This window comes from Kribbella polygonati (assembly GCF_050320105.1).
In the GTDB taxonomy this organism is placed as follows: domain Bacteria; phylum Actinomycetota; class Actinomycetes; order Propionibacteriales; family Kribbellaceae; genus Kribbella.
This window is the reverse complement of the sequence record NZ_CP190129.1, coordinates 8,579,052-8,601,807: the sequence shown is the minus strand read 5'-3', so window position 1 is coordinate 8,601,807 and position 22,756 is coordinate 8,579,052. Positions and strand designations below refer to the sequence as shown.

The window sequence follows — 22,756 nt, the reverse complement described above, 5'->3', positions numbered from 1 at the left end:
ACCGGTGGGGCCGGCTAGGACTACTACGTCTTGCCAGCCGGGGGAGGTGAGCATGGCGGTCAGAAGGGTTGTCACGAGGCTTCCAGGAGTTGGGGTGGGCAGGCTAGGCCGAAAGCTTCTGGGGCTACGTGGCGGAGACGGTCCGGGTGCCGCCACCACGTGGGACCGGGAAGGGCCAGTACGACGACCTCGTCGCCGGTGCGTACGCCGTCCACGGCGATCGGTTGGAGCGTACGGTGGTCCAGCACGCACAGGAGATCCGGCGTGGTGACAACCGGCGTACCGTCCACCAACGCGAGCAGATACTCGTTCTCCGTCTCGATGCGAATCACCGCCCGACTGGCGGAGTCCACCACGCACAAGCTCCCCCGACCGAACGCCGCACCGCCGTCGGCGATCACATGCCGAGCGACCTCCTCCACCCGCCCGCTCCCCAGCAACCGCCCGCCCAACCCATCGGCAACCGCAGCCGGCGCCGTACCCGGCTCAAGCGCGCCATGCGCCCGCCCAAGGGTCAGCGCCCGCGTAAGACTCCCCTCGACCGCATCAACAGCCGCAGCCTCGATCGGCGTCGGCGCGAGCGCCAGCACCGCCCACCCACCCGTCTGCGCAACAAAACTCCGCACTGCCCGCTCCAGCCCAGCCGCGTCGACGTTGTCGACCACGATCACCTGCCCGCTCGGCTCACTCAACGCACAAGGCGTCAACGACCGCCCCGCCACCGCCCACGAGAACTGGTCCAACCGCGGCAGCGCCCGCCCCATCAGATCCGCGTCGACCACGGGCAGCCCCAGATCCAGCGCGGCGATCAGCGCCGTCAGCCCGTTCAGCCCGCCGGCCTCCAGCGACATCAGCGCGGTCACGTCCGCCCCGGTCCACCGGCTGACCGCCCGTACCGCCGTCTCGAACTCCCCGCCGCTGGGCAGCTTCTCCATCAGCACGCTGGTCGCCCCGACCACCCCGATCGGGCTCACCGATACCCCCGGCAGATCGGCCGCGTCCCGCAGTATCAGCTCCCCCACCCCGAGCCGTCGCCGCAGCATCCGCCCGAACGCGCCCGTGTCGCCCCCGCCGCCGGAGCCCAGCAGCGTGACCCCGACGACCAGCGCCTCCAGGTCCTGCTCGCGGACCACTGTGGTCATGGACCGATCCTGCCACCGCGCACCGCCACCACTCACCAAACGCGCCAAACCGCCCCGCGCGGCGGCTGCCTGAGCGTGGCGGCCGCGCCGTCGGGACCATTGATGAGTGCTGGAGGTCCGCGTGGAACCCCGGCCCGCCGCGGAGGGGTCAGCACGGCGGGCCAGGGGGCTAGGAAACGAGCGCGTGCCGCTCGACCGGGTTGAACTCCACGTCCAGACCGAAGCACGCCGGCCCGAAGACCGCCAGCGCCTCGGGGGTACGCATCAGGTCCGGCGTCGAGATGCCCACGACCGTCACGCGCTGCCCGTACCGCAGGCCTTCGGTGGTGATCGGCTCCGCGGTGTCGCCCTCCAGTACGCAGATCAGGTCCGGCACCGTGCACACCACCTCGCCGTCCACCTCCGCGACCAGGTTCTCGTTCTGGAACCGCAGCTCCAGCCGCGACGTCCCGTCGTACGACGTGAACCGCGCCCGCCCGCGCGCGAAGCCCTCGACCGTACGGCGTTCCACGTCGACGACCTTGCCGCGGAACAGCACCCGCAGGTGGCTGTACAACGTCGGCGCCAACGCCTCCCGGATCGCCTCGACCGGGTCCGCGTGCGCCGCCCGCGCCTCGCGTACGGCGCGCCCGATCGACAGCCCGAGCGACAGCGTCCGCGGTACCGCCGTACGACGAACCTCGGCACCCGTCATCGAGTACTCCGCGATGTGCGCGACGCCGCCGAGCCGGATCGTGATCCCGCGCGCCAGCCACTCCATCTGCTTGTTGTCGGTCGCGGTGTCGATCACCACGGTCTCGTCATGCTCCCCCGCGATCGCCATCGGCGACCCCGGTACGCCGTACACCGAGAACGTCTCCATCTGCAGCTCCGGGAACGCCCGCCCCATCCCGTCCGCGTCGACCACCGGCAGACCGGTCCGGGCCGCGACCAGCAGCGGGATCATCGAGTTGATGCCGCCGCACTCGATCGGCATCGTGGCGTCGGCGCGGCGGCCGAGGTGTTTCTCCAGCGCCCGCAGTGCGCCGACGGGTTCGCTGCCGCGCGGGATCTTCTCCACGATCACGGTCGGCGCGCCCATCTGCGCGGTCGGGATCACGAACGCGTCGTCGGCGAGCTCGTCCGGGTCGAGGATGGTGACCGGCCCGTGTTCGCGGATCGCCTGCTCGACGAGCAGCCGGCCGATCAGCGGGTCGCCGCCGCCACCGGTGCCGAGAATCGCCGCACCGCGGGCGAGGTCGCGGAGGTGGCCGATGCCGAGTTCCCAGCTCATACTGTCTCCAGGGCGCGGATCGGGTCGAGGTCGTAGCCGAAGTACCGCGGGCCGACCAGCTCGATGCCCGCCGGCGAGTGCCAGCGTTCGTCGGACGGGGCGGCGAGCACGCTGACGCGGTGGCCGTACCGGAGCGCCTCGGTGGTGATCGGTTCGCCGGACTCGGTGTCGAGCACGATGATCAGGTCCGGCGTGGTCGCCACCGCCGTACCGTCGAGTTCCGCGACCAGGTGCTCGTTCTGGAAGCGCAGCGTGAGCAGGCGGCCGTGCGAGGCGTCGAGGCCGTCGACGGCTGCGTCACCGCGGGCGAAGCCGGTCGTCGTACGGCGCTGCACGTCGACGACCTTGCCTACGTGCAGGAGGCGGCCGCCGAGTTCGTCCACGACCGCCGCGACCGGGTCGGTGTGCGCGCGTCGGGCCTTCTCGATGGCGTGGCCGATCGTGACGCACTTGCTGAGCGTGCCGGCAACGAACGAGCCGCGGACCTCGGCGCCCGTCATCGCGTAGAGCGAGACGATCGCCGAGCAGCCCATGTCGACGGTCGCGGAGCGGGCGAGGCGTTCGGCCCATTCGTTGGTGACCGTGTCGAAGACGCCACGGTTGCCCTTCTCGTCGACGATCGCCATCGGCGTCGCCTCGATCCCGGCGAGCGTCGGCAGCACCATCTGCAGCTCGGGGAACGCGCGGCCCATCCCGTCACCGTCCACCAGGGGCAGTCCGAGTTGGGCGGCGGCGATCACCGGTACGGTCGAGTTGACGCCGCCGGCCTCGATACAGGCGAGGTGGGTCGGGGTCTTGCCGACGTACTTCGCGAGGGTCTGCACGGCGACCGAGATCTGGTCGGCCGACGGCAGCTTCTCCACCATGACCGTTGGCGCGCCCATCATCGCGACCGGCAGCACACACGCGTCGTCCGGAAGCTCGCCGACGGCGACAACCTCCACCGGCCCGTGCTCCTTCACCGCCTGCTGCGCCAGCAACCGCCCGATATGCGGATCCCCACCACCCCCGGTCCCCAACACAGCGGCCCCCCGAGCAAGCGCCCCCAGGTCCTCAGCCCGCAACTTCATCCCAACCACTCCACTCCCGCATCAGTCGAGGCGCCGTCGGCAACACAACCCGCCGCCGTGCGAGGGGGCCGGTGGGGTGCGGACGGCCAGGCCATCACAATTGTCGAGTCCGCCGCGCCTCCAGCGGGGGCAGGCGTTCGGCGGGCGATTGTGATGGGCTGCAGGTACGCGTTCATCGGGGTTCCCCCAGCCGGAGGTCGCCGACGGCCTTGCAGCGGATGCGGGTGGCGTTGCCGGGGAGGTACGGGATCGGGACCTCGTCGAAGTCGACGATGCGGACGGCCGCGGGGTCGGCGCCGGCCGCGACCGCGCGGTCGACGGCTTCCTGGCGAGCCTCGTCGACGACCGCGTCGCGGCGGCCGGGGTCGATCGCGTACACCCGGTCGACCTCACCGCCGACCTGGGCGATCGCGGCGCCGATCGCGTTCGCGACCGCGAAGTTCTCCGGCCGGTGGACGGCGAGGCTGCCGGGCAGGTCGTCCGGGAGCAGGATCGACCCGCCGCCGACCGCCACCACCGGCAGCGGGTCCGGCGACGTACGCATCCGCTCGACCGCGTCCGCGATGTCCGCGGCCACCCGGGCGAGCGCGGCCTTCACCAGCGTCGGATCGAGGTCCGCGACAGCCTCCGCGGAGCCGACCTCGGCCCGCCCGGCCGCGACCGCGATGTCCGTCGCGGTCAGCGTCCGGCCGCCGAACACCAGCGCCTCCTCGGTCAGCCGATAGCCCACCGACCGCGGACCGACCGTCACAACATCGTTGTCCGAGGCAACCAGGCTCCCGCCGCCGATGCCGATGCTGAGTACGTCGGGCATCCGGAAGTTCGTCCGGACGCCGGCCACGTCGACCTCGGTGGTCGCCTCCCGCGGGAACCCGTGTGTGAGTACGCCGACGTCGCTCGTCGTACCGCCGACGTCGACCACCGCGCACGTGTCCAACCCGGACAGCAGGGCCGCGCCGCGCATCGAGTTGGTCGGGCCGGACGCGAACGTGGCGACTGGGTACCGGCGGGCGAAGTCGACGTCCATCAGCGTGCCGTCGTTCTGGCTCAGGTACAGCGGCGCGGAGATGCCGTGTCCCGCGACGGCACTGGCCAGCCCGTCGACGATCGACGCGGCGAGTTCGCGCAGCGCGGCGTTGATGATGGTCGCGTTCTCGCGTTCCAGCAGGCCGATCCGGCCGATCTCGTGGGACAGCGAGATCGCCACCTCGTCGCCGAGCTCGGCGCGCAGGATCTCGGCGGCACGCAGCTCGAACTCGTTGCTGACCGGGGAGAACACCGACGAGATCGCCACCGACCGGACGCCGTGCTGCCGCATGTCGTCGGCGTGCCGGCGCAGCTCGTCCTCGTCCAGCTCGGCGATGTGCCGGCCGTCGAACTCGTGCCCGCCGTGCGCCAGGTAGCTGCGCCCGCGGATCGCCTCGACGAGCCGCTCCGGCCAGTCGACCAGCGGGGGCAGCGACGCGGTCGCCGGGAGCCCGAGGCGCAGGGCCGCGGTCGGGGCGAGCCGGCGGGCCTCGATCAGCGCGTTGATGAAGTGCGTGGTGCCGATCATCACGGCCTGCACCTGCGCCGGGTCGAAGGATCGCTCCGCCTGCAGCCGGTCCAGGGTGTCGATGATGCCGGCCGTCACGTCCGCACTGGTCGCGGACTTGTTCGCCGCCAGCACGGTGGTGCCGTCGAGCAGCACGGCGTCGGTGTTCGTCCCACCGACATCGATACCGATACGCATTCCAGTTCCTCCCGTTGGGGCAGATCAGTTGGTTGCAGGCAGGGCGGTGGGGTCGGTGGTGGGTTCGGGTTCCATCGTGTGGCTGGTGCCGATGCCGCGGATCAGGCCGAGCTTTCCGGCCACGACGTACGCGAGGAAGCCGACGACGAGGGAGTTGATGCTCGGCAGACCCCACGCGACGTACTTGCCGATCAGGGCCGCGCCGACCCAGATGACGAGCGTCGCCGGGACCCAGGTGGGTGCGGTCGCGGGCAGCGTGCCGCCGGCGCGGGACGCCTCCAGGTCGGGCCGCCAGCGCTTGACCACGAAGTACTCCGCGACCATGATCCCGGCGATCGGCGGGAACGCGACCCCCAGCACGATCAGGAACTCGGTGAACTTGTCCAGGATCCCACCGGCCGCGAGCACACTCCCGAGGACGCCGACCGCGAGCGTGACGACCGCCCGGTTGACCCGCCGGCCGAAGACCGTGCCGATGAAGTTCACCACGCCCAGGCCGGAGCTGTAGAGGTTCCAGTCGTTGATCTTCAGCGTGCCGAGGATGATCACCAGCGTGCCGACCCAGCCGACCGACGACGTGACGATCGTGATCACGTTGGCCGAACCAACGGCATGCGCGAGCAGTACGCCGACCAGCCCGATCACGTACTCCCCCAGCGTCACGCCGAGGATCGTCTGCTTGACCACGTCCCCGACCGTGCGGTTGTACCGGGTCATGTCCGGCGTGATCACGGCGCCGACGATGAAGCCGCCCGCGACCAGCGTCGTACCCTCGAGCAGGCTCAGGTGCGGACCCGGCGGGGCCGCATTCACCAGCGAGCCGAGGCTGTGGTTCGACAGCTCGCTGATGATCGACCACCCGACGAGCAGCAGGAACGCCGGCACCGTGAAGTACGCGACCCACGCCATCGAGTGGAAGCCCCGCAGTACGACGAGCGTGACGAGCAGGCCGAACACGAGCGACCAGCCCCACGTCGGGAGTACGCCGATCAGCTGGCTCAGGCCGGCCGCGGACACCGCGGACTGGATCCCGAACCACCCGATCAGGCTGATCCCGATCGCCAGCCCGATCAGCGACGACCCCGCCTGGCCGAACCCGGTCCAGCGCGCGATCACCGAGGTCTGCAGCCCCTCCCGCGCACCGATCACGCCGATCAGGACCGCGACCAGCTCGAGGATCACCGCGCCGAGCGTGAGCGCCCAGAACGCGTGCCAGAAACTCATCCCGAACCCGAGCGTCGCGCCGAGCAGGAACTGGCTGAGCGCCGAGATCTGCCCGAACCGCTGGGTCGCGACGGACCACCACGAGTAGCGCGCATGCTCGGGCACCCGGGCGAGCGCGTAGTCGTCAGCACCAACAGAAGAACCGGCCATCGTGGGACCTCCAGCTCTGGGATTTCACCGAACGTACGGCTGCTGGGCGCCCGCATCACCGTCCAGTGTGCACACCCGGCGCGTGCTGACTGTGCATCTCGCCCAGGTCGGTACTCTTGTCGCGATGGCCGGACGCAGACACGACCGCGGAGCGCGACTGCTCCGGATACTCGGCGTACTCACCGTGGTCGCCGGGGTGTTCGCGATGCACGGCCTGACCTCCGACCACGACACCGCGATGGCGATGCCCGGTACGTCGATGGTCGCGATGGAGCATCCGGCCGAGGTGCACGTGCTGCCGGGCGACGAGATGCCCGACATGGGCGGCGCGTGCCTGGCGGTGCTGACCGGTCTGGTCCTCTTGCTGTCGCTGCTGCTCGGGCTGCGGAGTCTGCTGGTGTGGCGTGCAGTTCGCGTACCGGTGTATCGGCTGACGCGGGTGCTGGGCGAGCGGTCGCCGCCGCTGGTGGTGCTGTCGTCCTTGGGGGTACTGCGGATATAGGCCGACGTGCGCCTTGTTCCGCCGTACCTACAACACAAACCAAGGAATGTGATGACGCACGTCTACCGTACGACTGTTGTACTACTTGTCTTGCTGGCCGCCGTCGGGTGTGGAAAGTCAGCCACACCGGAGGCCGGTCACAACGACGCCGATGTGACCTTCGCGTCGCAGATGATCCCGCATCATCAGCAGGCCGTCGAGATGGCCGACGGAGCGTTGCAGAAGGCAACCAACGCCGAGGTCAAGAAGCTGGCGACCGCGATCAAGGCGGCGCAGGACCCGGAGATCAAGCTGATGTCCGGCTGGCTGACCACCTGGGGCAAGCCGGTTCCGACGCCGGGCGAGCATGCCGGTCACATGATGACCGGGATGATGAGCCCGCAGGAGATGGACGACCTGTCGAAGGCGACCGGCGGCATGTACGACCGCATGTGGGTGACGATGATGATCAAGCACCACCAGGGCGCGGTCACGATGGCCAAGACCGAGGAAACCACCGGCAAGGACGCGGCAGCCGTCGCGTTGGCGAAGCAGATCCAGGCGGCGCAAACCACCGAGATCGCCACCATGCAGGGGCTACTGGGCAGACTCCCAGCAGCCTGAGCCCGTCAGGACGGCTGCCAGACGACCCGGAGGTCGTCTCGGCGGCCGAGCTGTTCGATCCGGTGAGCGACCCGGCTGCTCTGGTCTTCCAGGGCGGCCGGGTCCTCCGCCTCCAGCCGGAGCAGCAGGCGCTCCGGGGTCGAGCGGATCGTCCAGGTCGCCGGGCCGAGGTCGACCACCAATTGGTCCGGGGACTCGGACACGACCTGGAGGCCGCCAGGCCCGTGGGAGAGGTGGCTGGCGAGCTGGGTCAGGTAGCGGTCGGCGCGTGGGGTTTCCACCTGAGCTTCGAGAGCAGGCACGGCGTACTCCTTTTTCGAGACACTCTGTCTCGATCATAGGCATAGAATCACGCTATGCCGAAGTTGTGGGAGCACACGATCGCCTCGCACCGGTCCGCGGTCCAGGAGGCGATCCTCGACGCGACCGCCGCACTGGTGGACGAGCGCGGCGTGACCGGGGTGAGCATGGCGGAGGTCGCGCAGCGCGCCGGGGTCGGGCGGGCGACGTTGTACAAGTACTTCGGGGACGTCGACGCGGTACTGACCGCGTGGCATCACCGGCAGGTGGCCGCGCATCTGCGGCAGCTCGATGGCGTGTGGGAGCGGACGCATCGGATCGACGACGTACTGGAGGCGTACGCGTTCATCCGGCACGAGCATCCGCCGGCGGCCGCGCCGAATCTCCACCGCGGGCAGCATGCCCACGACCACCTGATCGAGTTCGTCGCGGAGCGCCTCGGTGACGTACGGAGCGACGTACCGGCGAGGGAGCTCGCCGCGTACGCCGTACACGCCCTCGACGCGGCAGGCGCCGTACCGTCGAAGGCGGCGGTACGGCGCCTGGTGGCGGTGACGCTGAGCGGTCTACGAAACGAGCCGCTTCGGTGACAGGTCGAGCCGCCGCAGCAACTGCGCGTTGAGCGCGACCACGATCGTCGAGATCGACATCAGCAGCGCCCCGACGGCCGGCGAGACGACGACCCCGGCGAAGGCCAGTACGCCGGCTGCCAGCGGGACCGTGATGACGTTGTAACCGGTCGCCCACACCAGGTTCTGCCACATCTTGCGGTAGCTCGCCTTCGACAGCTCGATCACCGACAGCACCGCGCGCGGGTCGTCCGCGGCCAGCACCACCCCGGCCGACTCGATCGCGACGTCCGTACCGGCGCCGATCGCGATCCCGACCTCGGCCCGGGCCAGCGCGGGCGCGTCGTTCACGCCGTCGCCGACCATCGCGACCTTCAACCCGCGCGCCTGCAGCTCCGCGACCTTGGCGTCCTTGTCCTGCGGCAGCACCTCCGCGAACACCTCGTCGATCCCGAGCTCCCGCGCCACCGCGTCGGCCACCTGATGCGCGTCGCCGGTGATCATCGCGACCTTCACGCCCCGCTTGTGCAGCGCGGCGACCGCCTGCCGGGACTCCTCCCGCACCTCGTCCTCGAGCGCGACCGCCCCCAGCACCTGCCCATCCCGAACCACATGCAGCACCGCCGCACCCCGCGCCTTCCACTCCGCCACCGAACCTTCCAGCACGCCCGGCTCGGCGATCCCGTTCTCCCGCAGGTACGCCGGCCCACCAACCGCAACCTCGGATCCGTCCACGACCGCCTGCACGCCCCGCCCGGTCAACGACCGGAACTCCGACGCGACCAGCCGCCCGGCGCCGACCGGTACGCGCTCGCCATGGGCCCGGACGATTGCCTTGGCCAGTGGGTGTTCGCTGTCTGCCTCGACGGCCGCGGCCAGCGCCAGGAGCTCGTCGTGGGAGACCGCTCCGACTGCGGCGACGCCGGTGACGGCCGGCTCGCCCTTGGTCAGGGTGCCGGTCTTGTCGAACAGCACCGCGTCGATCGTCCGCATCCGCTCCAGCGCCAGCCGGTTCTTGACCAGTACGCCGGCCCGCGCCGCCCGCTCCGTGGAGATCGCGATCACCAGCGGGATGGCCAGCCCGAGGGCGTGCGGGCAGGCGATCACCAGCACGGTCACGGTTCGCGTGACAGCCTCGTCCAGCTTGCCCAGCAGCGCCCACACCACGAACGTGATCAGCCCCGCGATCGACGCGAAGTAGAAGAGGAACGCCGCCGCCCGGTCGGCCAGCGCCTGCGCCCGGGACGACGAGGCCTGCGCCTCCGCGACCAGCCGCTGGATGCCGGCCAGCGCGGTGTCGTCGCCGACCGCGGTGATCTCGACGCGCAGCGCGTTGTCGGTGGCAACGGTCCCGGCGACCACCGCGTCGCCGGCGGCACGCGACACCGGCCGCGACTCGCCGGTGATCATCGACTCGTCGACCTCGGCCTGGCCCTCGACCACCGTTCCGTCGGCGGGCACCCGGCCGCCGGAGCGTACGAGGACGACGTCACCCGCCCGCAGTTCGTGCAGCGACACCTCGACCACGCCGTCGTCGGTCACCTTCTCGGCCGAGTCCGGCAGCAACGCGGCGAGCGCGTCCAGCGCACCGGACGCGGCGCCCAAGGCCCGCATCTCGAGCCAGTGCCCGAGCAGCATGATCACGATCAGCAGCGCGAGCTCCCACCAGAAGTCCAGGTCGAACCCGCCGAGCTTCAGCGTCGTCACCCAGGAGGCGACGAACGCCACCGTGATCGCCATCGAGATCAGCAGCATCATCCCGGGGCGGCGCGTCCGCAGTTCGCTCCAGCCGCCGGTCAGGAACGGCTGCCCGCCGTACAGGAAGATCACCGTGCCGAGCACCGGCGCGATCAGCGCCGACCCGGGGAACTCCGGCGGCATGTACCCGAGCAGGTCGGAGAACATCGGACTGAAGAACACCACCGGCACCGCCAGCACCAGACTGATCCAGAACCGGTCCTTGAACTGCGCCGCATGATCCCCGTGCCCGTGCGCGCCATGCCCTCCCGGCGCCTCGTGTCCACCGTGGTCCATCCCACCCATGTGCCCCGCGTGTCCCTCATGCTCACCCATACCCAAACCATACCCCCTGGGGGTATCCAACTCAACCCCTCTTTTCCCGAGTCGTGAGAATGGGCTCTCAAAAGCAGCCACAATCCACGACTCGCGAAACTGGCCACGAACCAATCGCCACGACTCGGCGCGACCGGGCCGACCGACGGCGGTCCTGCCGAGTGGAACCGAGCAGGTCGAGCCGGGCAGGTGGAGGTGGCGCGGGCTCGCGCGGGACCGGGCGGGACCGGATGGGCGGGACCGGGCGGGCGGGACCCGGCGGGCGAGACCAGATGGGCGGGACCGCGAGTGGGCGGGACCGCGAGTGGGTCGGTCAGAGCGGATCGATGTCGGTGAGACCGCCGGGGGTCAGCTCGACCCAGCGGGTGATGCCGATGTCGCGCAGGAACGGTACGTCGTGGCTTGCGATCACCAGCGCGCCGCTGTACGACGCGAGCGCGTCCTTCAGCTGCCCTACGCTCGCCAGGTCGAGGTTGTTCGTCGGCTCGTCCAGCATCAGCAGCTGCGGCGGCGGTTCCGCCAGCAGCAACGCCGCGAGGGTCGCCCGGAACCGTTCGCCGCCCGACAACGTACTGACCAGCTGATCGGCCGACCGCCCGCGGAACAGGAACCGCGCCAGCCGCGCCCGCCGCTCCTGATTCTCCGTTCCCGGCGCCAGCAGCGCCAGGTTGTCCACGATCGACAGGTCGTCGCGGAGCAGGTCGAGCCGCTGCGGCAGGTACCGGAACGGCACCGCCGGCAGCTCGCCCGCCACGATCGACTGCAGCAGCGTGGTCTTCCCGGCACCGTTCGCCCCGGTCAGCGCGATCCGCTCCGGCCCGCGGATCTCCAGGTCGACGTGCGCCCCGGTCCGCAGTACGTGATCCGCCAGCTTCAGCACGATCCGGCCCGCGGGTACGGCGGTCTTCGGCAGGTCGACGCGGATCGCGTCGTCGTCGTGGACCTTGTCCTCGGCGTCCGCGAGCGCCTCCTGCGCCGACTCGAGCCGCTCGGACTGCATGCCGAGGTGCTTGCCGGCCGACACCTGCGCCGACCGCTTCAGCCCGCCCGCGATGATCTTCGGGATCCCGCCCTGCTCGAAGGCGCGCTGCCCGCGGGCCCGGCGCTGGTCCATCTTCATCCGCGCCTCGACCAGGTCCTTCTTCTGCTTGCGTACGTCGGCCTCCGCCGCCCGGAGCATCCGCTCGGCGGCCTCCTGCTCGATCGCGACCGCCTCCTCGTACGCGGTCAGGTTGCCGCCGTACCAGGTGACCTCGCCCTTGCGCAGGTCGCCGATCTGGTCGACCCGGTCGAGCAGCTCCCGGTCGTGCGACACGATCAGCAGCGCCCCGCGGAACTGGTCGACGGCGTCGTACAGGTGCCGCCGCGCGCGCAGGTCGAGGTTGTTGGTCGGCTCGTCGAGCAGCAGTACGTCGGGACGCCGCAGCAGCTCGGCCGCGAGCCCGAGCAGGATCGTCTCGCCGCCGGACAGCTCGCCGACGCTGCGGTCCAGGCCGATCGCGCCCAGGCCGAGCTTGCCGAGCAGCGCCTCGGCGCGTTCGTCGACGTCCCAGTCGTCGCCGACGATCGCGAAGTTCTGCTCGGACGCGTCGCCGGACTCGATCGCGGTCACGGCCCGCCGTACGGCGTCGATGCCGAGTGCCTGGTCGACCCGCAGCGAGGTGTCCAGGGTCAGGTCCTGTGGCAGGTACCCGAGCTCGCCGGCGACCCGGATCGCCCCGCGTTGCGGAGTGAGCCGCCCGGCGATCAGCCGGAGCAGCGTCGACTTGCCGGCGCCGTTGCGGCCGACCAGCCCGGAGCGGACCGGGCCGGCCACGAAGGTCAGGCCGTCGAAGAGCACCTCGCCGTCGGGCCAGGCGAAGGACAGGTCGGTACAGGACAGGGAAAAACTCATGAGTTGTCGACTCCTACTGAGGTCTCGGACGAGACCGCGCGCCAGAGCGGCGGCGATCGATCGGCTGGGAGAGGACCTCAGTTCGACAACTCGAACCCCTGTCGTCGGGAGTGTGACACCGCAAAGCTTATGGAGTCCGGCCGGACCCTTCAACCGTTTTCGGAGTGCTTGCGCCAGGCAACGACCACGAGATCGACCAGCGCGACCCCGGTGAGCAGCCCGAACACGACCACCCACCCGAACGGCAGCCGGTACCCGACCGCCAGTACGGTCGACGCGGTGAACAGCACCACCCCGAACACCGACAGCACGATCCGCAGCGTCAACGCACTGCGCGGTGGAGGCGGTTCGAAAGCCATACCTCCGATGTACCCCTAAGGCGCCTTGCGGAGCCAGGTTTCGACGCCGGCGATGTGGGCGGTCATCCAGGCGCGGGCCGCCTCGGCGTCGCCGCTCTCGATCGCGTCCAGGATCGCGGCGTGCTCGGACAGCGTCCGCTCGACCGCGCCGGCCTGGGTGACGCCGCGCCAGATCCGGGCCCGCTGGGTGGCGCCGGAGACGCCGTCGAGCAGCGAGCAGACGACCTGGTTCCCGGTCGCCTCGGCGATCCCGCGGTGGAACCGCAGGTCGTTCGCGACGAGTTCCTCGACCCCGGCGTCCGGTGCGAGGTCGCTGCACAGCAGCCGCAGCTCGATCACCTGCTCGGGGGTGATCCGGCTCGCGGCCAGCGCGGCGACGCCGGGCTCGAGCAACCGGCGTACCTCGAAGAACTGCAGCACCGAGTCGTCGCGGTGCAGGTCGACCATGAAGTTCAGCGCGTCCAGCAGGTGCGCCGAGTCGAGGCTGGTCACGTACGTCCCGTCGCCGTGCCGGACGTCCAGCACGTTGACCAGCGTGAGCGCCTTGACGGCCTCCCGCAGCGAGTTCCGGGACAGCCCCAGCCGGGCGGCCAGGTCCGCCTCCTTCGGCAACCGATCCCCCGGTCCGAGCTCCCCGGAGGTGATCATCCCCTTGATCTTGACGATCGCCTCGTCCGTCAGCGCCATCCCCTCAGTATGGCGCCGGCGGTGCCACCGCCCGAGGGCTGAAGGCCAATCATGCCCAGGTGGACTGATTCGGAGCGTGACATTGACCACACCTGTGACCATCACGAGCGGCTAGTGCGCAACTGCATACAGTGCGCAACCGCGCTCAGCGGGCGGTCGCGGCGATCCCGGAGAGGGCGCCGGAAAGCCACCTCTGCAAGGCGTCCCGGAACTATGACCGTCGCTGTCCGCAGCCGGCCGGGGTGCGCGGCGGGAGTGTGGCCTGAAACACCTTTGTGGGCAGTGTTTCAGGCGCGGACGGATCGTCCCACTGAGGCCCGACCACTCGACACACTGGTCCGGTGGTCCCCGGCTGTGGAAGTACTCCGCGTGCTATTAGCCTTTGCTTGGGACACCACCCATAACATCAGCATTAACCACCCGTGGTACCGGACCCGAAATCGGAAGAGGCGAACTGCCAAGTGGCCACCGAGCCATCAGACACCAATCCCCTAGCAGCCTTCGGTGCGAACGAATGGCTGGTCGACGAGCTGTACGAGAAGTACCAGCAGGACCCGAATTCGGTGGATCCCGCCTGGCACGACTTCTTCAAGACCTACAGCCCCGATGGTGCAGCGAAGCCGGTGACGACCACCCCGGCCGACGCTCCCCGGCCGGATGCGGTGTCCGACAACAAGACGCCCGAGGCGCCGAGCCGCGGTACGACCGCCGCGCCCGCCCCGGCCGCACCCGCAGCACCCGCAGCACCGGCCCCTGCGCAGGCCGCTACCGCAGCCACAGCAGCCCCGACCGGAGGCACGGTGAACCAGCCGCCCAGCGCTCAGCCCAAGCCGGCCCCCGCGACCAGCGCGGACGCCGAGCGGCAGATCCTCCGCGGCGCACCGGCGCGCACCGCGCAGAACATGGAGACCAGCCTCACGGTCCCGACCGCGACCAGCGTCCGGCAGGTGCCGGTCAAGCTGCTGATCGACAACCGGATCGTGATCAACAACCACCTGAAGCGCGCCCGCGGCGGCAAGATCTCGTTCACGCACCTGATCGGCTGGGCGCTGGTCAAGGCGCTGAAGACGCTGCCCGAGATGAACGCGTCGTACGACGAGACCGACGGCAAGCCGACGCACGTGCAGCCGGCCCACATCAACCTGGGCCTGGCCATCGACATGCAGAAGCCCGACGGCACCCGGCAGCTGCTGGTGCCGTCGATCAAGGCCGCCGAGTCGATGAACTTCGCCGACTTCTGGATGGCGTACGAGGACATCGTCCGCCGGGCCCGGGACAACAAGCTCGCGCTGCCGGACTTCCAGGGCACCACGATCAGCCTGACCAACCCGGGCACCATCGGCACCCAGCACTCGGTGCCGCGGCTGATGACCGGCCAGGGCTGCATCATCGGCGTCGGCGCGATGGAGTACCCGCCGGAGTACCAGGGCGCGGCCGAGGAGACGATGGCCAAGCTCGCGGTCAGCAAGGTGATGACGCTGACCTCGACGTACGACCACCGGATCATCCAGGGCGCCCAGTCGGGTGAGTTCCTGCGCCGGATCCACCAGCTGCTGCTCGGCGGCGAGGGCTTCTACGACGAGATCTTCCAGAGCTTGCGGATCCCGTACGAGCCGATCCGCTGGGCCGCCGACCTCCCGCACAGCCACGAGGAGGACATCAGCAAGCAGGCCCGGATCCTCGAGCTGATCCACGCGTTCCGGGTGCGCGGCCACATCATGGCCGACACCGACCCGCTGGAGTACAAGCAGCGCAGCCACCCGGACCTGGACGTCGCCACCCACGGCCTGACGCTGTGGGACCTGGACCGCGAGTTCGCCACCGGCTCGTTCGGCGGCGGCGACCGGCGGTTCATGAAGCTCCGCGAGATCCTCGGCATCCTGCGCGACTCGTACTGCCGGACCACCGGTATCGAGTACATGCACATCCAGGACCCGGAGCAGCGCAAGTGGATCCAGGAGCGGGTCGAGCGCCCGCATACCAAGCCGCCGCGCGAGGAGCAGCTGCGGATCCTGGCCAAGCTGAACGAGGCCGAGGCCTTCGAGACCTTCCTGCAGACCAAGTACGTCGGCCAGCGGCGGTTCTCGCTGGAGGGCGCGGAGACCACGATCCCGCTGCTCGACGAGCTCTGCGAGGAGGCCGCCGGCGCCGGGCTGGACGAGGTCGCGATCGGGATGGCGCACCGCGGCCGGCTGAACGTGCTGGCGAACATCGTCGGCAAGTCGTACGGCCAGATCTTCCGCGAGTTCGAGGGCAACATCGACCCGCGGACCGTGCAGGGCTCCGGCGACGTCAAGTACCACCTGGGCGCGGAGGGCGAGTTCGTCTCCGAGTTCGGCGACAAGATCAACGTCTCGGTGGCGGCGAACCCGTCGCACCTGGAGACCGTCGACCCGGTGCTCGAGGGCATCGTCCGGGCCAAGCAGGACCTGCTCGACCGCGGCGCGGCGTTCCCGGTGCTGCCGGTGCTGGTCCACGGTGACGCGGCGTTCGCCGGCCAGGGCGTGGTGGCGGAGACGCTGAACCTGTCCCAGCTGCGCGGCTACCGGACCGGCGGCACGATCCACGTGATCGTGAACAACCAGGTCGGCTTCACCACCTCGCCGGCCTCGTCCCGCTCGTCGATGTACTCCACCGACGTCGCGCGGATGGTGCAGGCGCCGATCTTCCACGTGAACGGCGACGACCCCGAGGCCTGCATCCGGGTCGCGGACCTCGCGTTCGAGTACCGCCAGGCGTTCAACAAGGACGTCGTCATCGACCTGGTCTGCTACCGCCGCCGCGGTCACAACGAGGGCGACGACCCGAGCTTCACGCAGCCGCTGATGTACGACCTGATCGAGCAGAAGCGCTCGGTCCGCAAGCTGTACACCGAGGCCCTGATCGGTCGTGGCGACATCACGATCGAAGAGGCCGAGCAGGCGATGCAGGACTTCCAGCAGCGCCTCGAGCGGGTGTTCGCCGAGGTCCGGGACGCGAAGAACGAGCCGGACACCCCGCCGCCGTACGTGACGGCGCCGGAGTACCCGGACAAGCCCGAGGGCCCGGACGCGACCGCGATCACGCCGGAGGTGCTGAAGAAGATCGCCGACGCGTACACCACGCTGCCGGAGGGCTTCACCGTGCACCCGAAGGTGCAGCCGCAGCTGCAGCGCCGGGCGCACGCGATCACCGAGGGCCCGCTCGACTGGGCCAGCGCGGAGATCACCGCGTTCGGCTCGCTGCTGCTCGACGGTCGTCCGGTCCGGCTCGCCGGCCAGGACAGCCGCCGCGGCACGTTCGTCCAGCGGTTCGCCGCGATCATCGACCGGGTGAACGGCCAGGACCACGTCCCGCTGCAGCACCTGGACGCCGACCAGGCGAGCTTCTTCGTCTACGACTCGCTGCTCAGCGAGTACGCCGCGCTCGGCTTCGAGTACGGGTACTCCGTGGCGCGGCCGGAGGCGCTGGTGCTCTGGGAGGCGCAGTTCGGCGACTTCGTCAACGGCGCCCAGTCGGTCATCGACGAGTACATCTCGTCCGGTGAGGCGAAGTGGGGCCAGAAGTCCGGCGTCGTGCTGCTGCTGCCGCACGGCTACGAGGGCCAGGGCCCGGACCACACCTCGGCCCGGATCGAGCGGTTCCTGGCGCTGTGCGCGGAGGACGCGATGACGGTGGCGCAGCCGTCGACCCCGGCGTCGTACTTCCACCTGCTCCGCCGGCACACGCTCGGCGAGGAGCACGTCCCGATGGTCGTCTTCACGCCGAAGCAGCTGCTCCGGCGCAAGGAGGCGGTGTCGCAGCCGGAGGAGCTGACCCACGGCACCTTCCGGCCGGTGCTCGGCGACGCCGAGGCGGAGGCCGACCCGTCCGCCGTCGAGCGCGTCATCCTGGCCTCGGGCCGGATCGTGTACGACCTGCTCGCCGAGCGCAAGAAGGTCGAGCCGGACAAGATCAGCACCGCGATCCTCCGGGTCGAGCAGCTGTACCCGCTGCCGCACGAGGAGATCGTCGCCGAGCTGGCGAAGTACCCGAACGCCACCGAGATCCGCTGGGTCCAGGACGAGCCGGCGAACCAGGGTCCGTGGCCGTTCATGGCGCTGAACCTGACCGAGCACCTGGGCGGCAAGCCGTTCTACCGGGTGTCCCGGCCGGCCATGTCCGCTCCGGCGGTCGGCTCGCACGGTGTCCACGGCACCGAGCAGGCGACCCTGCTGAAGCAGGCCTTCAGCTGACATGTACTTCACCGACCGAGGGATCGAGGAACTCGAGAAGCGGCGTGGCGAGGAGGATGTCACGCTGGCGTGGGTCGCCGAGCGGCTCCGTGAGTTCGTCGACCTGAACCCCGAGTTCGAGACGCCCGTCGAGCGCTTCGCCACCTGGCTGGCTCGGCTGGACGACGAGGACGAGTAGTTATTCTGAGCGAATGCCCTTCGCCACGCAGCCCGTACGCCGGGTCGCCGCGGCGGAGGGCGTTCGTGTGTCCGGGGCCTGGCCGCACACGATTCCCGCCGTACACCAACTGCTGACCGACGGGCTGGACCTGGAGCCGGGCGTGACGTTCCTCGTCGGCGAGAACGGCGCCGGCAAGTCCACCATCGTGGAAGCGGTCGCGATGGCCTTCGGCCTGTCCCCGGAGGGCGGCTCGACCGGCGCACGCCTGACCACCCGCGCCACCGAGTCCCCCCTCGCCGCCGACCTCCAACTGACCCGCGGCGTCGGCGCCAAACGCGCCGGGTTCTTCCTCCGCGCAGAGACAATGCACGGCTTCTACACGTACTTGGAGCAGAACCCGAGTCAGGCCCGCGAGGACCCGCACTTCCACGAGATGAGCCACGGCGAGAGCTTCCTCAACCTGATCAGCGACCGGTTCACCAGGCACGGGTTCTACTGCCTCGACGAACCCGAGTCAGCCCTGTCGTTCTCCAGCAGCCTCGCCGTGGTCGGCGTACTGAACCAACTGGCCGAATCCGGCTCCCAGGTCCTCTGCGCCACCCACTCCCCCGTGATCGCAGCCCTCCCCGGCGCGACCATCCTCGAGGTCGGCGACTGGGGTATCCGCCCCACCACTTGGTCCGACCTGACCCTGGTACAGAACTGGCAGTCCTACCTGCAAGCACCCGGGCGGTACCTCCGGCACGTGCTGTAAGTCAGGCCAGCTCGTGGTCGGTCAGCGTGGTGATGCGAATCGCGAGATCCGCGAGGCCCGCGTCCTGAGCTGCCGCCGCGTGCGCCAGCCGGCGGATGTCGTCCGGCCAGACGCCGGTCGCGCGCTCCGGCACGCCGATCCGTTCAAAGCCGCGGTCCAGCAGGGCGCGGGCATCAGCGGGCCGCTCCCGGAGTACTGCTTTGAGAGCTCCGAGCGCGTTCGCGAGTGCGCTGTCCGGCCGGGACCACTCGTCGTCCGCGGCGCGCGCCCCCGGGTTGTCGGCGTCGTACCGCGGATCGTCGGCGACGGAGGCCGCGCACACCGCGAGGTCGAGACGCCAGAACAGCGGTACGCCGACGAAGCGGACGAACAGCACCCGCCGCCGATCCGAATGCCGGAAGTCTGGGTCGACCCGCACCGACTCGACCTCCCGAACCGAACTCAGCGCCGCGAGACCCCGCTCCAGGCAGCTCGGGAAGTCCGCATCGGGAACCACCCACTGGACGTCGATGTCGCTGTACGCATCCGCCGTCCCGGACGCCAGCGACCCCAGCAGGCTCGTCGTCGACGCGGGGCTGCAGGACTGCAGCGCGGACCGCACGGCGGCGGCCAGATCGGCGCGCTGCATCAGTCGGTGTGCGGCGGCCGGGTACGCCGCGGCGGGTCGGGGGCCAGGGAGCCGTCAGGGGCGATGTGTTCGAAGATCTGGTCGACCAGGTTGAGGACGTGCGGGTCGTCGACCGTGTAGATGTGCCGGCGGCCCTCGCGGCGGGCGGTGATGATGCCGGCCAGGCGGAGTTTGCCGAGGTGCTGGCTCGCGGTGGCGATGCTCACGCCGACGCGTTCCGCCAGGGTTCCGACGTCGTACTCCCCCTGGGCGGCCAGCGACACGAGGTGCAGCCGGACCGGAGCGGAGAGCATGGCGAAGGTGCCCGCGGCGGATTCGAGCTGCGCCTTCGTCGGTTCAGGGTTGTTGACTGCTCCCTGCCCTGAATGCGGGGGACTCCCGTCTCCAGTGGCGATGTTGGGATCCATGGCTCACGCTGCCTTTCCAGTCGGCGACCGAAGAGGTCTTCCGCGATCAGCACCATCCGGGTTCAGACCTGCCCGGTTGAGCATTACACGCGCGGAGTTCTTGTCTCTGGGCGAGACCGCTCCGCACGCGATGCAGGTGTAGGTGCGCTCACCCAGCGGCAGTGCGTGCTTGGCTCTCGCTCCGCACTGCGCGCAGTCCATTGTGGTGTGCGCGGGGTGTACCAGCAGGACGGTCCTGCCGTGCTTGTGGCTCATCTCCACCAAGGCGTGCTTGGTAGCGGCGATGGCGGCGTCGGCAGCCTTCTTGGCCATCGTGGATCTGGCGAGGAACTTCGGGCGGAAGTCCTCGACGGCCAGCGCATCGTGGTCGCGGACAACCTTCTTGGCCCACTTGCGGCCGTAGTCCTGACGCTGCCGGGAGATCTTCTTCAGCAGCCTCGCCCGGCGCCTCTTCGCCGTGCGGTAGCCGTTGCTTAGCGATTGGCCCTTCGGCCTGCGTCGCCGCGATACGGCCTTGTCAAGGGCCGCAAGCTTGGCCGACGCCTTCCGCCCGAAGCCTGGGTGCAGCAGGTCGTAGTTTCCGCTGGTGGTTGTCGCGATCTCCTTGACGCCCCAGTCGATCCCCAGGACCGCGCCGGTCACCGGCAGCGGCAGCGTCTCGGTTTGGACGACGAACGACGCGTACCAATGCCCGAGCGGGTCGCGGTAGACACGGACACTGGACGGCACCGACGGCAACCGCCGCGACCACACCACGTTGGCGACGATTCCGCCGGCAAGGTTGAGTTTCCCGCCCTTGAGACGGAAGCCGTTGCGCGTGTAGTTGAGCGTCGGATCCGATGTTCCCTTCTTCTTGAAGCCTGGCATCCCAGCCCGGCGGCCCACCGGCAACCTGTCCGCGATGTCCTTGACCGCCTTCGCACGCGATCTGCTGAAGTCGCGAACGACTTGCTTCTGCGGGATCGACGTACCGGCCCGCAACCACTCGTTGTCCGCACGCCACTGCGTGCACATCTTGTCCAGCATCGAGGGACCGATCTTCTGACCCCGCTCGTACGCCGTCCTCGACGCGGCAACGCACTCGTTCCATACCCAGCGGCAACGATCCCACTCCGACAGCAGCAATCGTTCGGCCCCCGAGCCGAGACGCAGGCGGTAGGTGAACCGCGCAGAACTGGTTGTCACTCCCATGACTCCACATCTAACACCTGGTCTACGACAAGTTCTGGGGGTTGTCGTCGTGGTCGGCACGTTCCGAGCGATGCATGTGCACCGGGTCATCGTCAGCAGGTACCGCGGTGGCGTCCCAGACACATTGTGGCTGGAGCACGACTCTGCGGACAGCGCGCCGGGCCGAGGTGAGGACGGTCTCACACTTTCGCAATTGCGAAAGTATCAAAACCGAGGCAGGATGGAACCATGTTCCGAGCGATCCGCCCCGTGCTGTTGCTGCTCCTGGTGGCGATCCCCGCGGTCGTCCTGCGCCTCACCGGCACCCATCCCCCGGCCGCCGCCTCGATCGCGATCTTCGGCCTCGCCGTGGTCGCCGCGTCGTTCGTGCTCGCCTGGGCCGCCGAAGCGGCGGAGATGGACATCTCGGGCGGCCTGGCGATCGCGCTGCTCGCGGTGATCGCGGTCCTCCCGGAGTACGCCGTCGACCTGTACTTCGCGCACACCGCCGGCTCCAACCCGGACTACGTGCAGTACGCCGCCGCGAACATGACCGGCTCCAACCGGTTGCTCCTCGGCCTCGGCTGGTCCGTCGTCGTATTGATCAGCCTGTACGTCGCCTCGCGGCGCAGCGGGCGCACCGTGAAGTCGCTGGTCCTCGAGTCCGGGTACAGGCGCGAGCTGGGCTTCCTCGCGGTCGCCGGCGTGGTCGCGTTCGTGATCCCGGTGACCGGGCAGATCCACCTCGTGCTCGGCGTACTGCTGCTCGCGTTCTTCGCGTTCTACCTGTACCGCGCGGCGACCGCCGGCCACGACGACGAGCCGGACCTGATCGGGCCGGCCGCGACGATCGGGGCGCTGCCGCAACTGCAGCGCCGGATCCTGGTGACCGCGATGTTCCTCGTCTCCGCCGGGGTGATCCTGGCGGCGGCGGAGCCGTTCGCGGACTCGCTCGTCGCGGGCGGTCAGGCGCTCGGGATCGACCAGTTCCTGCTGGTGCAGTGGCTGGCACCGCTGGCGTCCGAGGCGCCGGAGTTCATCGTCGCGATCCTGTTCGCCTGGCGCGGCAAGGGCGCGGCCGCGCTCGGCCTGCTGATCTCCGCGAAGGTGAACCAGTGGACCCTGCTGATCGGCAGCCTGCCGATCGCGTACGGCATCGGCGGCGGTGGCGCCGCGCTGCACCTCGACGGGCGCCAGATCGAGGAGTTCCTGCTGACCGCGACGCAGACCCTGCTCGGCATCGCGATCCTGCTCAACCTGCGCTTCCCCCGCTGGGCGGCCTTCACGCTGCTGGGCCTGTTCGCCGTCCAGTTCGCCGTACCCGGTCAGACGGGCCGCTACGTGATCAGCGCGATCTACCTGCTGCTCGCGATCGGCGCGGCCGTCCACAACCGCAAGCAGCTCGTCCCCACGATCACCGCGCCGTTCCGTCGTACCCCCGAGGTCGCCGAGGACCGCGAGCTCGTCGAGGTCTAGCTCGCCTGCTGGTCGCCGAGGATGTCAGGGGTCAGGACCGGCGGGCGGGTACGGCGTTCCTGCGGGCCGGGGCGGCCGCGGCGGCGGCCGGAGAGGAACTTCTCGCCGGCGGCGGTGCCGGTGAACTTGGTCCGGCGGGCCCACTCGCGGCACTGGTCGATCACCGGGCAGGCCGTCAGGCAGATCGCCTGCGCCTTCCGCTGCTCCCACTGGCTGGCCGTCTCGTCGTACGACGGCGCTTGCCCGACGCACGCGGCCTTCGCCATCCAGTTGTCGGCCGGGTCAACGATCACCGTCAAAGTAGGCCTCATCAGCTGCTCCTCGTCGCTCAGGCGGTAGGAACAGCCTCGCTCCACCTCGTTGCCTGGG

21 protein-coding genes are annotated in these 22,756 nt (G+C 69.9%); 7 read left to right on the top strand and 14 right to left on the bottom strand.

Going from position 1 to position 22,756, the window contains the following annotated elements; all coding sequences use genetic code 11:
* Positions 1 to 71: 71 nt before the first annotated feature.
* The 5 genes from ACQHIV_RS41475 to ACQHIV_RS41455 form a co-directional block, all read right to left on the bottom strand.
* On the bottom strand, positions 72 to 1,142 hold the full coding sequence (locus ACQHIV_RS41475) for a DUF917 domain-containing protein (protein WP_427890155.1): 1,071 nt from the start codon (positions 1,140 to 1,142) through the stop codon (positions 72 to 74).
* Positions 1,143 to 1,311: 169 nt separating this feature from the next.
* A complete protein-coding gene (locus tag ACQHIV_RS41470) occupies positions 1,312 to 2,415 on the bottom strand; it encodes a DUF917 domain-containing protein (RefSeq protein WP_427890153.1) in 1,104 nt (367 codons plus the stop codon).
* The gene (locus ACQHIV_RS41465; RefSeq protein WP_427890151.1) at positions 2,412 to 3,485 is read right to left on the bottom strand and encodes a DUF917 domain-containing protein; all 1,074 of its coding nucleotides are present in this window, start codon (positions 3,483 to 3,485) and stop codon (positions 2,412 to 2,414) included. Before ACQHIV_RS41465 ends, ACQHIV_RS41470 begins: the two co-directional genes overlap by 4 nt.
* A gap of 172 nt (positions 3,486 to 3,657) precedes the next feature.
* Positions 3,658 to 5,217 (bottom strand): hydantoinase/oxoprolinase N-terminal domain-containing protein, encoded by a 1,560-nt coding sequence (locus ACQHIV_RS41460; RefSeq protein WP_427890149.1) that lies wholly within the window; start codon positions 5,215 to 5,217, stop codon positions 3,658 to 3,660.
* Between the two features lie 24 nt (positions 5,218 to 5,241).
* The gene (locus ACQHIV_RS41455) at positions 5,242 to 6,591 is read right to left on the bottom strand and encodes a purine-cytosine permease family protein (protein WP_427890147.1); all 1,350 of its coding nucleotides are present in this window, start codon (positions 6,589 to 6,591) and stop codon (positions 5,242 to 5,244) included.
* 124 nt (positions 6,592 to 6,715) lie between these two features.
* Here ACQHIV_RS41455 and ACQHIV_RS41450 point away from each other — a divergent pair, with 124 nt between their 5' ends.
* Together ACQHIV_RS41450 and ACQHIV_RS41445 are read left to right on the top strand one after the other, a co-directional pair.
* Positions 6,716 to 7,093 carry a DUF6153 family protein gene (locus ACQHIV_RS41450; protein WP_427890145.1) on the top strand — a complete coding sequence of 126 codons (378 nt, stop codon included), beginning with the start codon at positions 6,716 to 6,718 and terminating at the stop codon, positions 7,091 to 7,093.
* Positions 7,094 to 7,144: 51 nt separating this feature from the next.
* A complete protein-coding gene (locus tag ACQHIV_RS41445) occupies positions 7,145 to 7,696 on the top strand; it encodes a DUF305 domain-containing protein (protein WP_427890143.1) in 552 nt (183 codons plus the stop codon).
* A 5-nt stretch (positions 7,697 to 7,701) separates the two neighbouring features.
* Here ACQHIV_RS41445 and ACQHIV_RS41440 read toward each other — a convergent pair whose 3' ends face one another.
* The gene (locus tag ACQHIV_RS41440) at positions 7,702 to 7,998 is read right to left on the bottom strand and encodes a DUF2218 domain-containing protein (RefSeq protein WP_427890141.1); all 297 of its coding nucleotides are present in this window, start codon (positions 7,996 to 7,998) and stop codon (positions 7,702 to 7,704) included.
* 54 nt (positions 7,999 to 8,052) lie between these two features.
* On the opposite strand from ACQHIV_RS41440, the gene ACQHIV_RS41435 reads away from it, so the two are divergent.
* Positions 8,053 to 8,586 (top strand): TetR/AcrR family transcriptional regulator, encoded by a 534-nt coding sequence (locus tag ACQHIV_RS41435; RefSeq protein ID WP_427890139.1) that lies wholly within the window; start codon positions 8,053 to 8,055, stop codon positions 8,584 to 8,586.
* On the opposite strand, the gene ACQHIV_RS41430 is transcribed toward ACQHIV_RS41435, so the two are convergent.
* From ACQHIV_RS41430 to ACQHIV_RS41415, 4 genes are all read right to left on the bottom strand, one after another.
* The gene (locus tag ACQHIV_RS41430) at positions 8,563 to 10,638 is read right to left on the bottom strand and encodes a copper-translocating P-type ATPase (protein WP_427890137.1); all 2,076 of its coding nucleotides are present in this window, start codon (positions 10,636 to 10,638) and stop codon (positions 8,563 to 8,565) included. The two genes, ACQHIV_RS41435 and ACQHIV_RS41430, sit on opposite strands and share 24 nt — an antisense overlap.
* A gap of 313 nt (positions 10,639 to 10,951) precedes the next feature.
* The gene (locus tag ACQHIV_RS41425) at positions 10,952 to 12,532 is read right to left on the bottom strand and encodes an ABC-F family ATP-binding cassette domain-containing protein (RefSeq protein WP_427890135.1); all 1,581 of its coding nucleotides are present in this window, start codon (positions 12,530 to 12,532) and stop codon (positions 10,952 to 10,954) included.
* A 149-nt stretch (positions 12,533 to 12,681) separates the two neighbouring features.
* A complete protein-coding gene (locus ACQHIV_RS41420) occupies positions 12,682 to 12,891 on the bottom strand; it encodes a DUF6343 family protein (protein ID WP_427890133.1) in 210 nt (69 codons plus the stop codon).
* Between the two features lie 15 nt (positions 12,892 to 12,906).
* A complete protein-coding gene (locus ACQHIV_RS41415) occupies positions 12,907 to 13,578 on the bottom strand; it encodes a FadR/GntR family transcriptional regulator (protein ID WP_427890131.1) in 672 nt (223 codons plus the stop codon).
* 461 nt (positions 13,579 to 14,039) lie between these two features.
* Between ACQHIV_RS41415 and ACQHIV_RS41410 the strand changes: the two genes are divergently transcribed.
* The 3 genes from ACQHIV_RS41410 to ACQHIV_RS41400 are packed head-to-tail and all read left to right on the top strand — an operon-like array spanning position 14,040 to position 18,706.
* Positions 14,040 to 17,792, top strand: a complete 3,753-nt coding sequence (locus tag ACQHIV_RS41410) for a multifunctional oxoglutarate decarboxylase/oxoglutarate dehydrogenase thiamine pyrophosphate-binding subunit/dihydrolipoyllysine-residue succinyltransferase subunit (RefSeq protein ID WP_427890129.1) — start codon at positions 14,040 to 14,042, stop codon at positions 17,790 to 17,792.
* A 1-nt stretch (position 17,793) separates the two neighbouring features.
* Positions 17,794 to 17,970, top strand: a complete 177-nt coding sequence (locus tag ACQHIV_RS41405) for a DUF6104 family protein (protein WP_185759093.1) — start codon at positions 17,794 to 17,796, stop codon at positions 17,968 to 17,970.
* A gap of 13 nt (positions 17,971 to 17,983) precedes the next feature.
* Positions 17,984 to 18,706 carry an AAA family ATPase gene (locus ACQHIV_RS41400; protein WP_427890127.1) on the top strand — a complete coding sequence of 241 codons (723 nt, stop codon included), beginning with the start codon at positions 17,984 to 17,986 and terminating at the stop codon, positions 18,704 to 18,706.
* 1 nt (position 18,707) lies between these two features.
* On the opposite strand, the gene ACQHIV_RS41395 is transcribed toward ACQHIV_RS41400, so the two are convergent.
* Genes ACQHIV_RS41395 through ACQHIV_RS41385 form a run of 3 tightly spaced genes read right to left on the bottom strand, consistent with a single transcriptional unit; the run spans position 18,708 to position 20,932 of the window.
* Positions 18,708 to 19,334, bottom strand: a complete 627-nt coding sequence (locus tag ACQHIV_RS41395) for a hypothetical protein (RefSeq protein WP_427890125.1) — start codon at positions 19,332 to 19,334, stop codon at positions 18,708 to 18,710.
* Positions 19,334 to 19,729: an ArsR/SmtB family transcription factor gene (locus tag ACQHIV_RS41390; protein ID WP_427896668.1), complete on the bottom strand. Its 396-nt coding sequence runs from the start codon at positions 19,727 to 19,729 to the stop codon at positions 19,334 to 19,336. The genes ACQHIV_RS41395 and ACQHIV_RS41390 overlap by 1 nt, the downstream gene beginning before the upstream one ends.
* A gap of 15 nt (positions 19,730 to 19,744) precedes the next feature.
* Positions 19,745 to 20,932, bottom strand: a complete 1,188-nt coding sequence (locus ACQHIV_RS41385) for an RNA-guided endonuclease InsQ/TnpB family protein (RefSeq protein ID WP_427896666.1) — start codon at positions 20,930 to 20,932, stop codon at positions 19,745 to 19,747.
* A 228-nt stretch (positions 20,933 to 21,160) separates the two neighbouring features.
* On the opposite strand from ACQHIV_RS41385, the gene ACQHIV_RS41380 reads away from it, so the two are divergent.
* On the top strand, positions 21,161 to 22,387 hold the full coding sequence (locus ACQHIV_RS41380) for a sodium:proton exchanger (protein WP_427890123.1): 1,227 nt from the start codon (positions 21,161 to 21,163) through the stop codon (positions 22,385 to 22,387).
* On the opposite strand, the gene ACQHIV_RS41375 is transcribed toward ACQHIV_RS41380, so the two are convergent.
* Positions 22,384 to 22,698: a WhiB family transcriptional regulator gene (locus ACQHIV_RS41375; protein WP_427890121.1), complete on the bottom strand. Its 315-nt coding sequence runs from the start codon at positions 22,696 to 22,698 to the stop codon at positions 22,384 to 22,386. The two genes, ACQHIV_RS41380 and ACQHIV_RS41375, sit on opposite strands and share 4 nt — an antisense overlap.
* Positions 22,699 to 22,756: the final 58 nt, after the last annotated feature.

Bases quoted from the DNA above. Each gene is read 5' to 3' on its own strand.
- ACQHIV_RS41435 (WP_427890139.1), top strand. From the start codon at position 8,053: ATGCCGAAGTTGTGGGAGCACACGATCGCCTCGCACCGGTCCGCGGTC.
- ACQHIV_RS41475 (WP_427890155.1), bottom strand. From the start codon at position 1,142: ATGACCACAGTGGTCCGCGAGCAGGACCTGGAGGCGCTGGTCGTCGGG.
- ACQHIV_RS41415 (WP_427890131.1), bottom strand. From the start codon at position 13,578: ATGGCGCTGACGGACGAGGCGATCGTCAAGATCAAGGGGATGATCACC.
- ACQHIV_RS41465 (WP_427890151.1), bottom strand. From the start codon at position 3,485: ATGAAGTTGCGGGCTGAGGACCTGGGGGCGCTTGCTCGGGGGGCCGCT.
- ACQHIV_RS41380 (WP_427890123.1), top strand. From the start codon at position 21,161: ATGTTCCGAGCGATCCGCCCCGTGCTGTTGCTGCTCCTGGTGGCGATC.
- ACQHIV_RS41425 (WP_427890135.1), bottom strand. From the start codon at position 12,532: ATGAGTTTTTCCCTGTCCTGTACCGACCTGTCCTTCGCCTGGCCCGAC.
- ACQHIV_RS41455 (WP_427890147.1), bottom strand. From the start codon at position 6,591: ATGGCCGGTTCTTCTGTTGGTGCTGACGACTACGCGCTCGCCCGGGTG.
- ACQHIV_RS41450 (WP_427890145.1), top strand. From the start codon at position 6,716: ATGGCCGGACGCAGACACGACCGCGGAGCGCGACTGCTCCGGATACTC.
- ACQHIV_RS41405 (WP_185759093.1), top strand. From the start codon at position 17,794: ATGTACTTCACCGACCGAGGGATCGAGGAACTCGAGAAGCGGCGTGGC.
- ACQHIV_RS41400 (WP_427890127.1), top strand. From the start codon at position 17,984: ATGCCCTTCGCCACGCAGCCCGTACGCCGGGTCGCCGCGGCGGAGGGC.
- ACQHIV_RS41395 (WP_427890125.1), bottom strand. From the start codon at position 19,334: ATGCAGCGCGCCGATCTGGCCGCCGCCGTGCGGTCCGCGCTGCAGTCC.
- ACQHIV_RS41460 (WP_427890149.1), bottom strand. From the start codon at position 5,217: ATGCGTATCGGTATCGATGTCGGTGGGACGAACACCGACGCCGTGCTG.
- ACQHIV_RS41470 (WP_427890153.1), bottom strand. From the start codon at position 2,415: ATGAGCTGGGAACTCGGCATCGGCCACCTCCGCGACCTCGCCCGCGGT.
- ACQHIV_RS41420 (WP_427890133.1), bottom strand. From the start codon at position 12,891: ATGGCTTTCGAACCGCCTCCACCGCGCAGTGCGTTGACGCTGCGGATC.
- ACQHIV_RS41445 (WP_427890143.1), top strand. From the start codon at position 7,145: ATGACGCACGTCTACCGTACGACTGTTGTACTACTTGTCTTGCTGGCC.
- ACQHIV_RS41385 (WP_427896666.1), bottom strand. From the start codon at position 20,932: ATGGGAGTGACAACCAGTTCTGCGCGGTTCACCTACCGCCTGCGTCTC.
- ACQHIV_RS41375 (WP_427890121.1), bottom strand. From the start codon at position 22,698: ATGAGGCCTACTTTGACGGTGATCGTTGACCCGGCCGACAACTGGATG.
- ACQHIV_RS41430 (WP_427890137.1), bottom strand. From the start codon at position 10,638: ATGGGTGAGCATGAGGGACACGCGGGGCACATGGGTGGGATGGACCAC.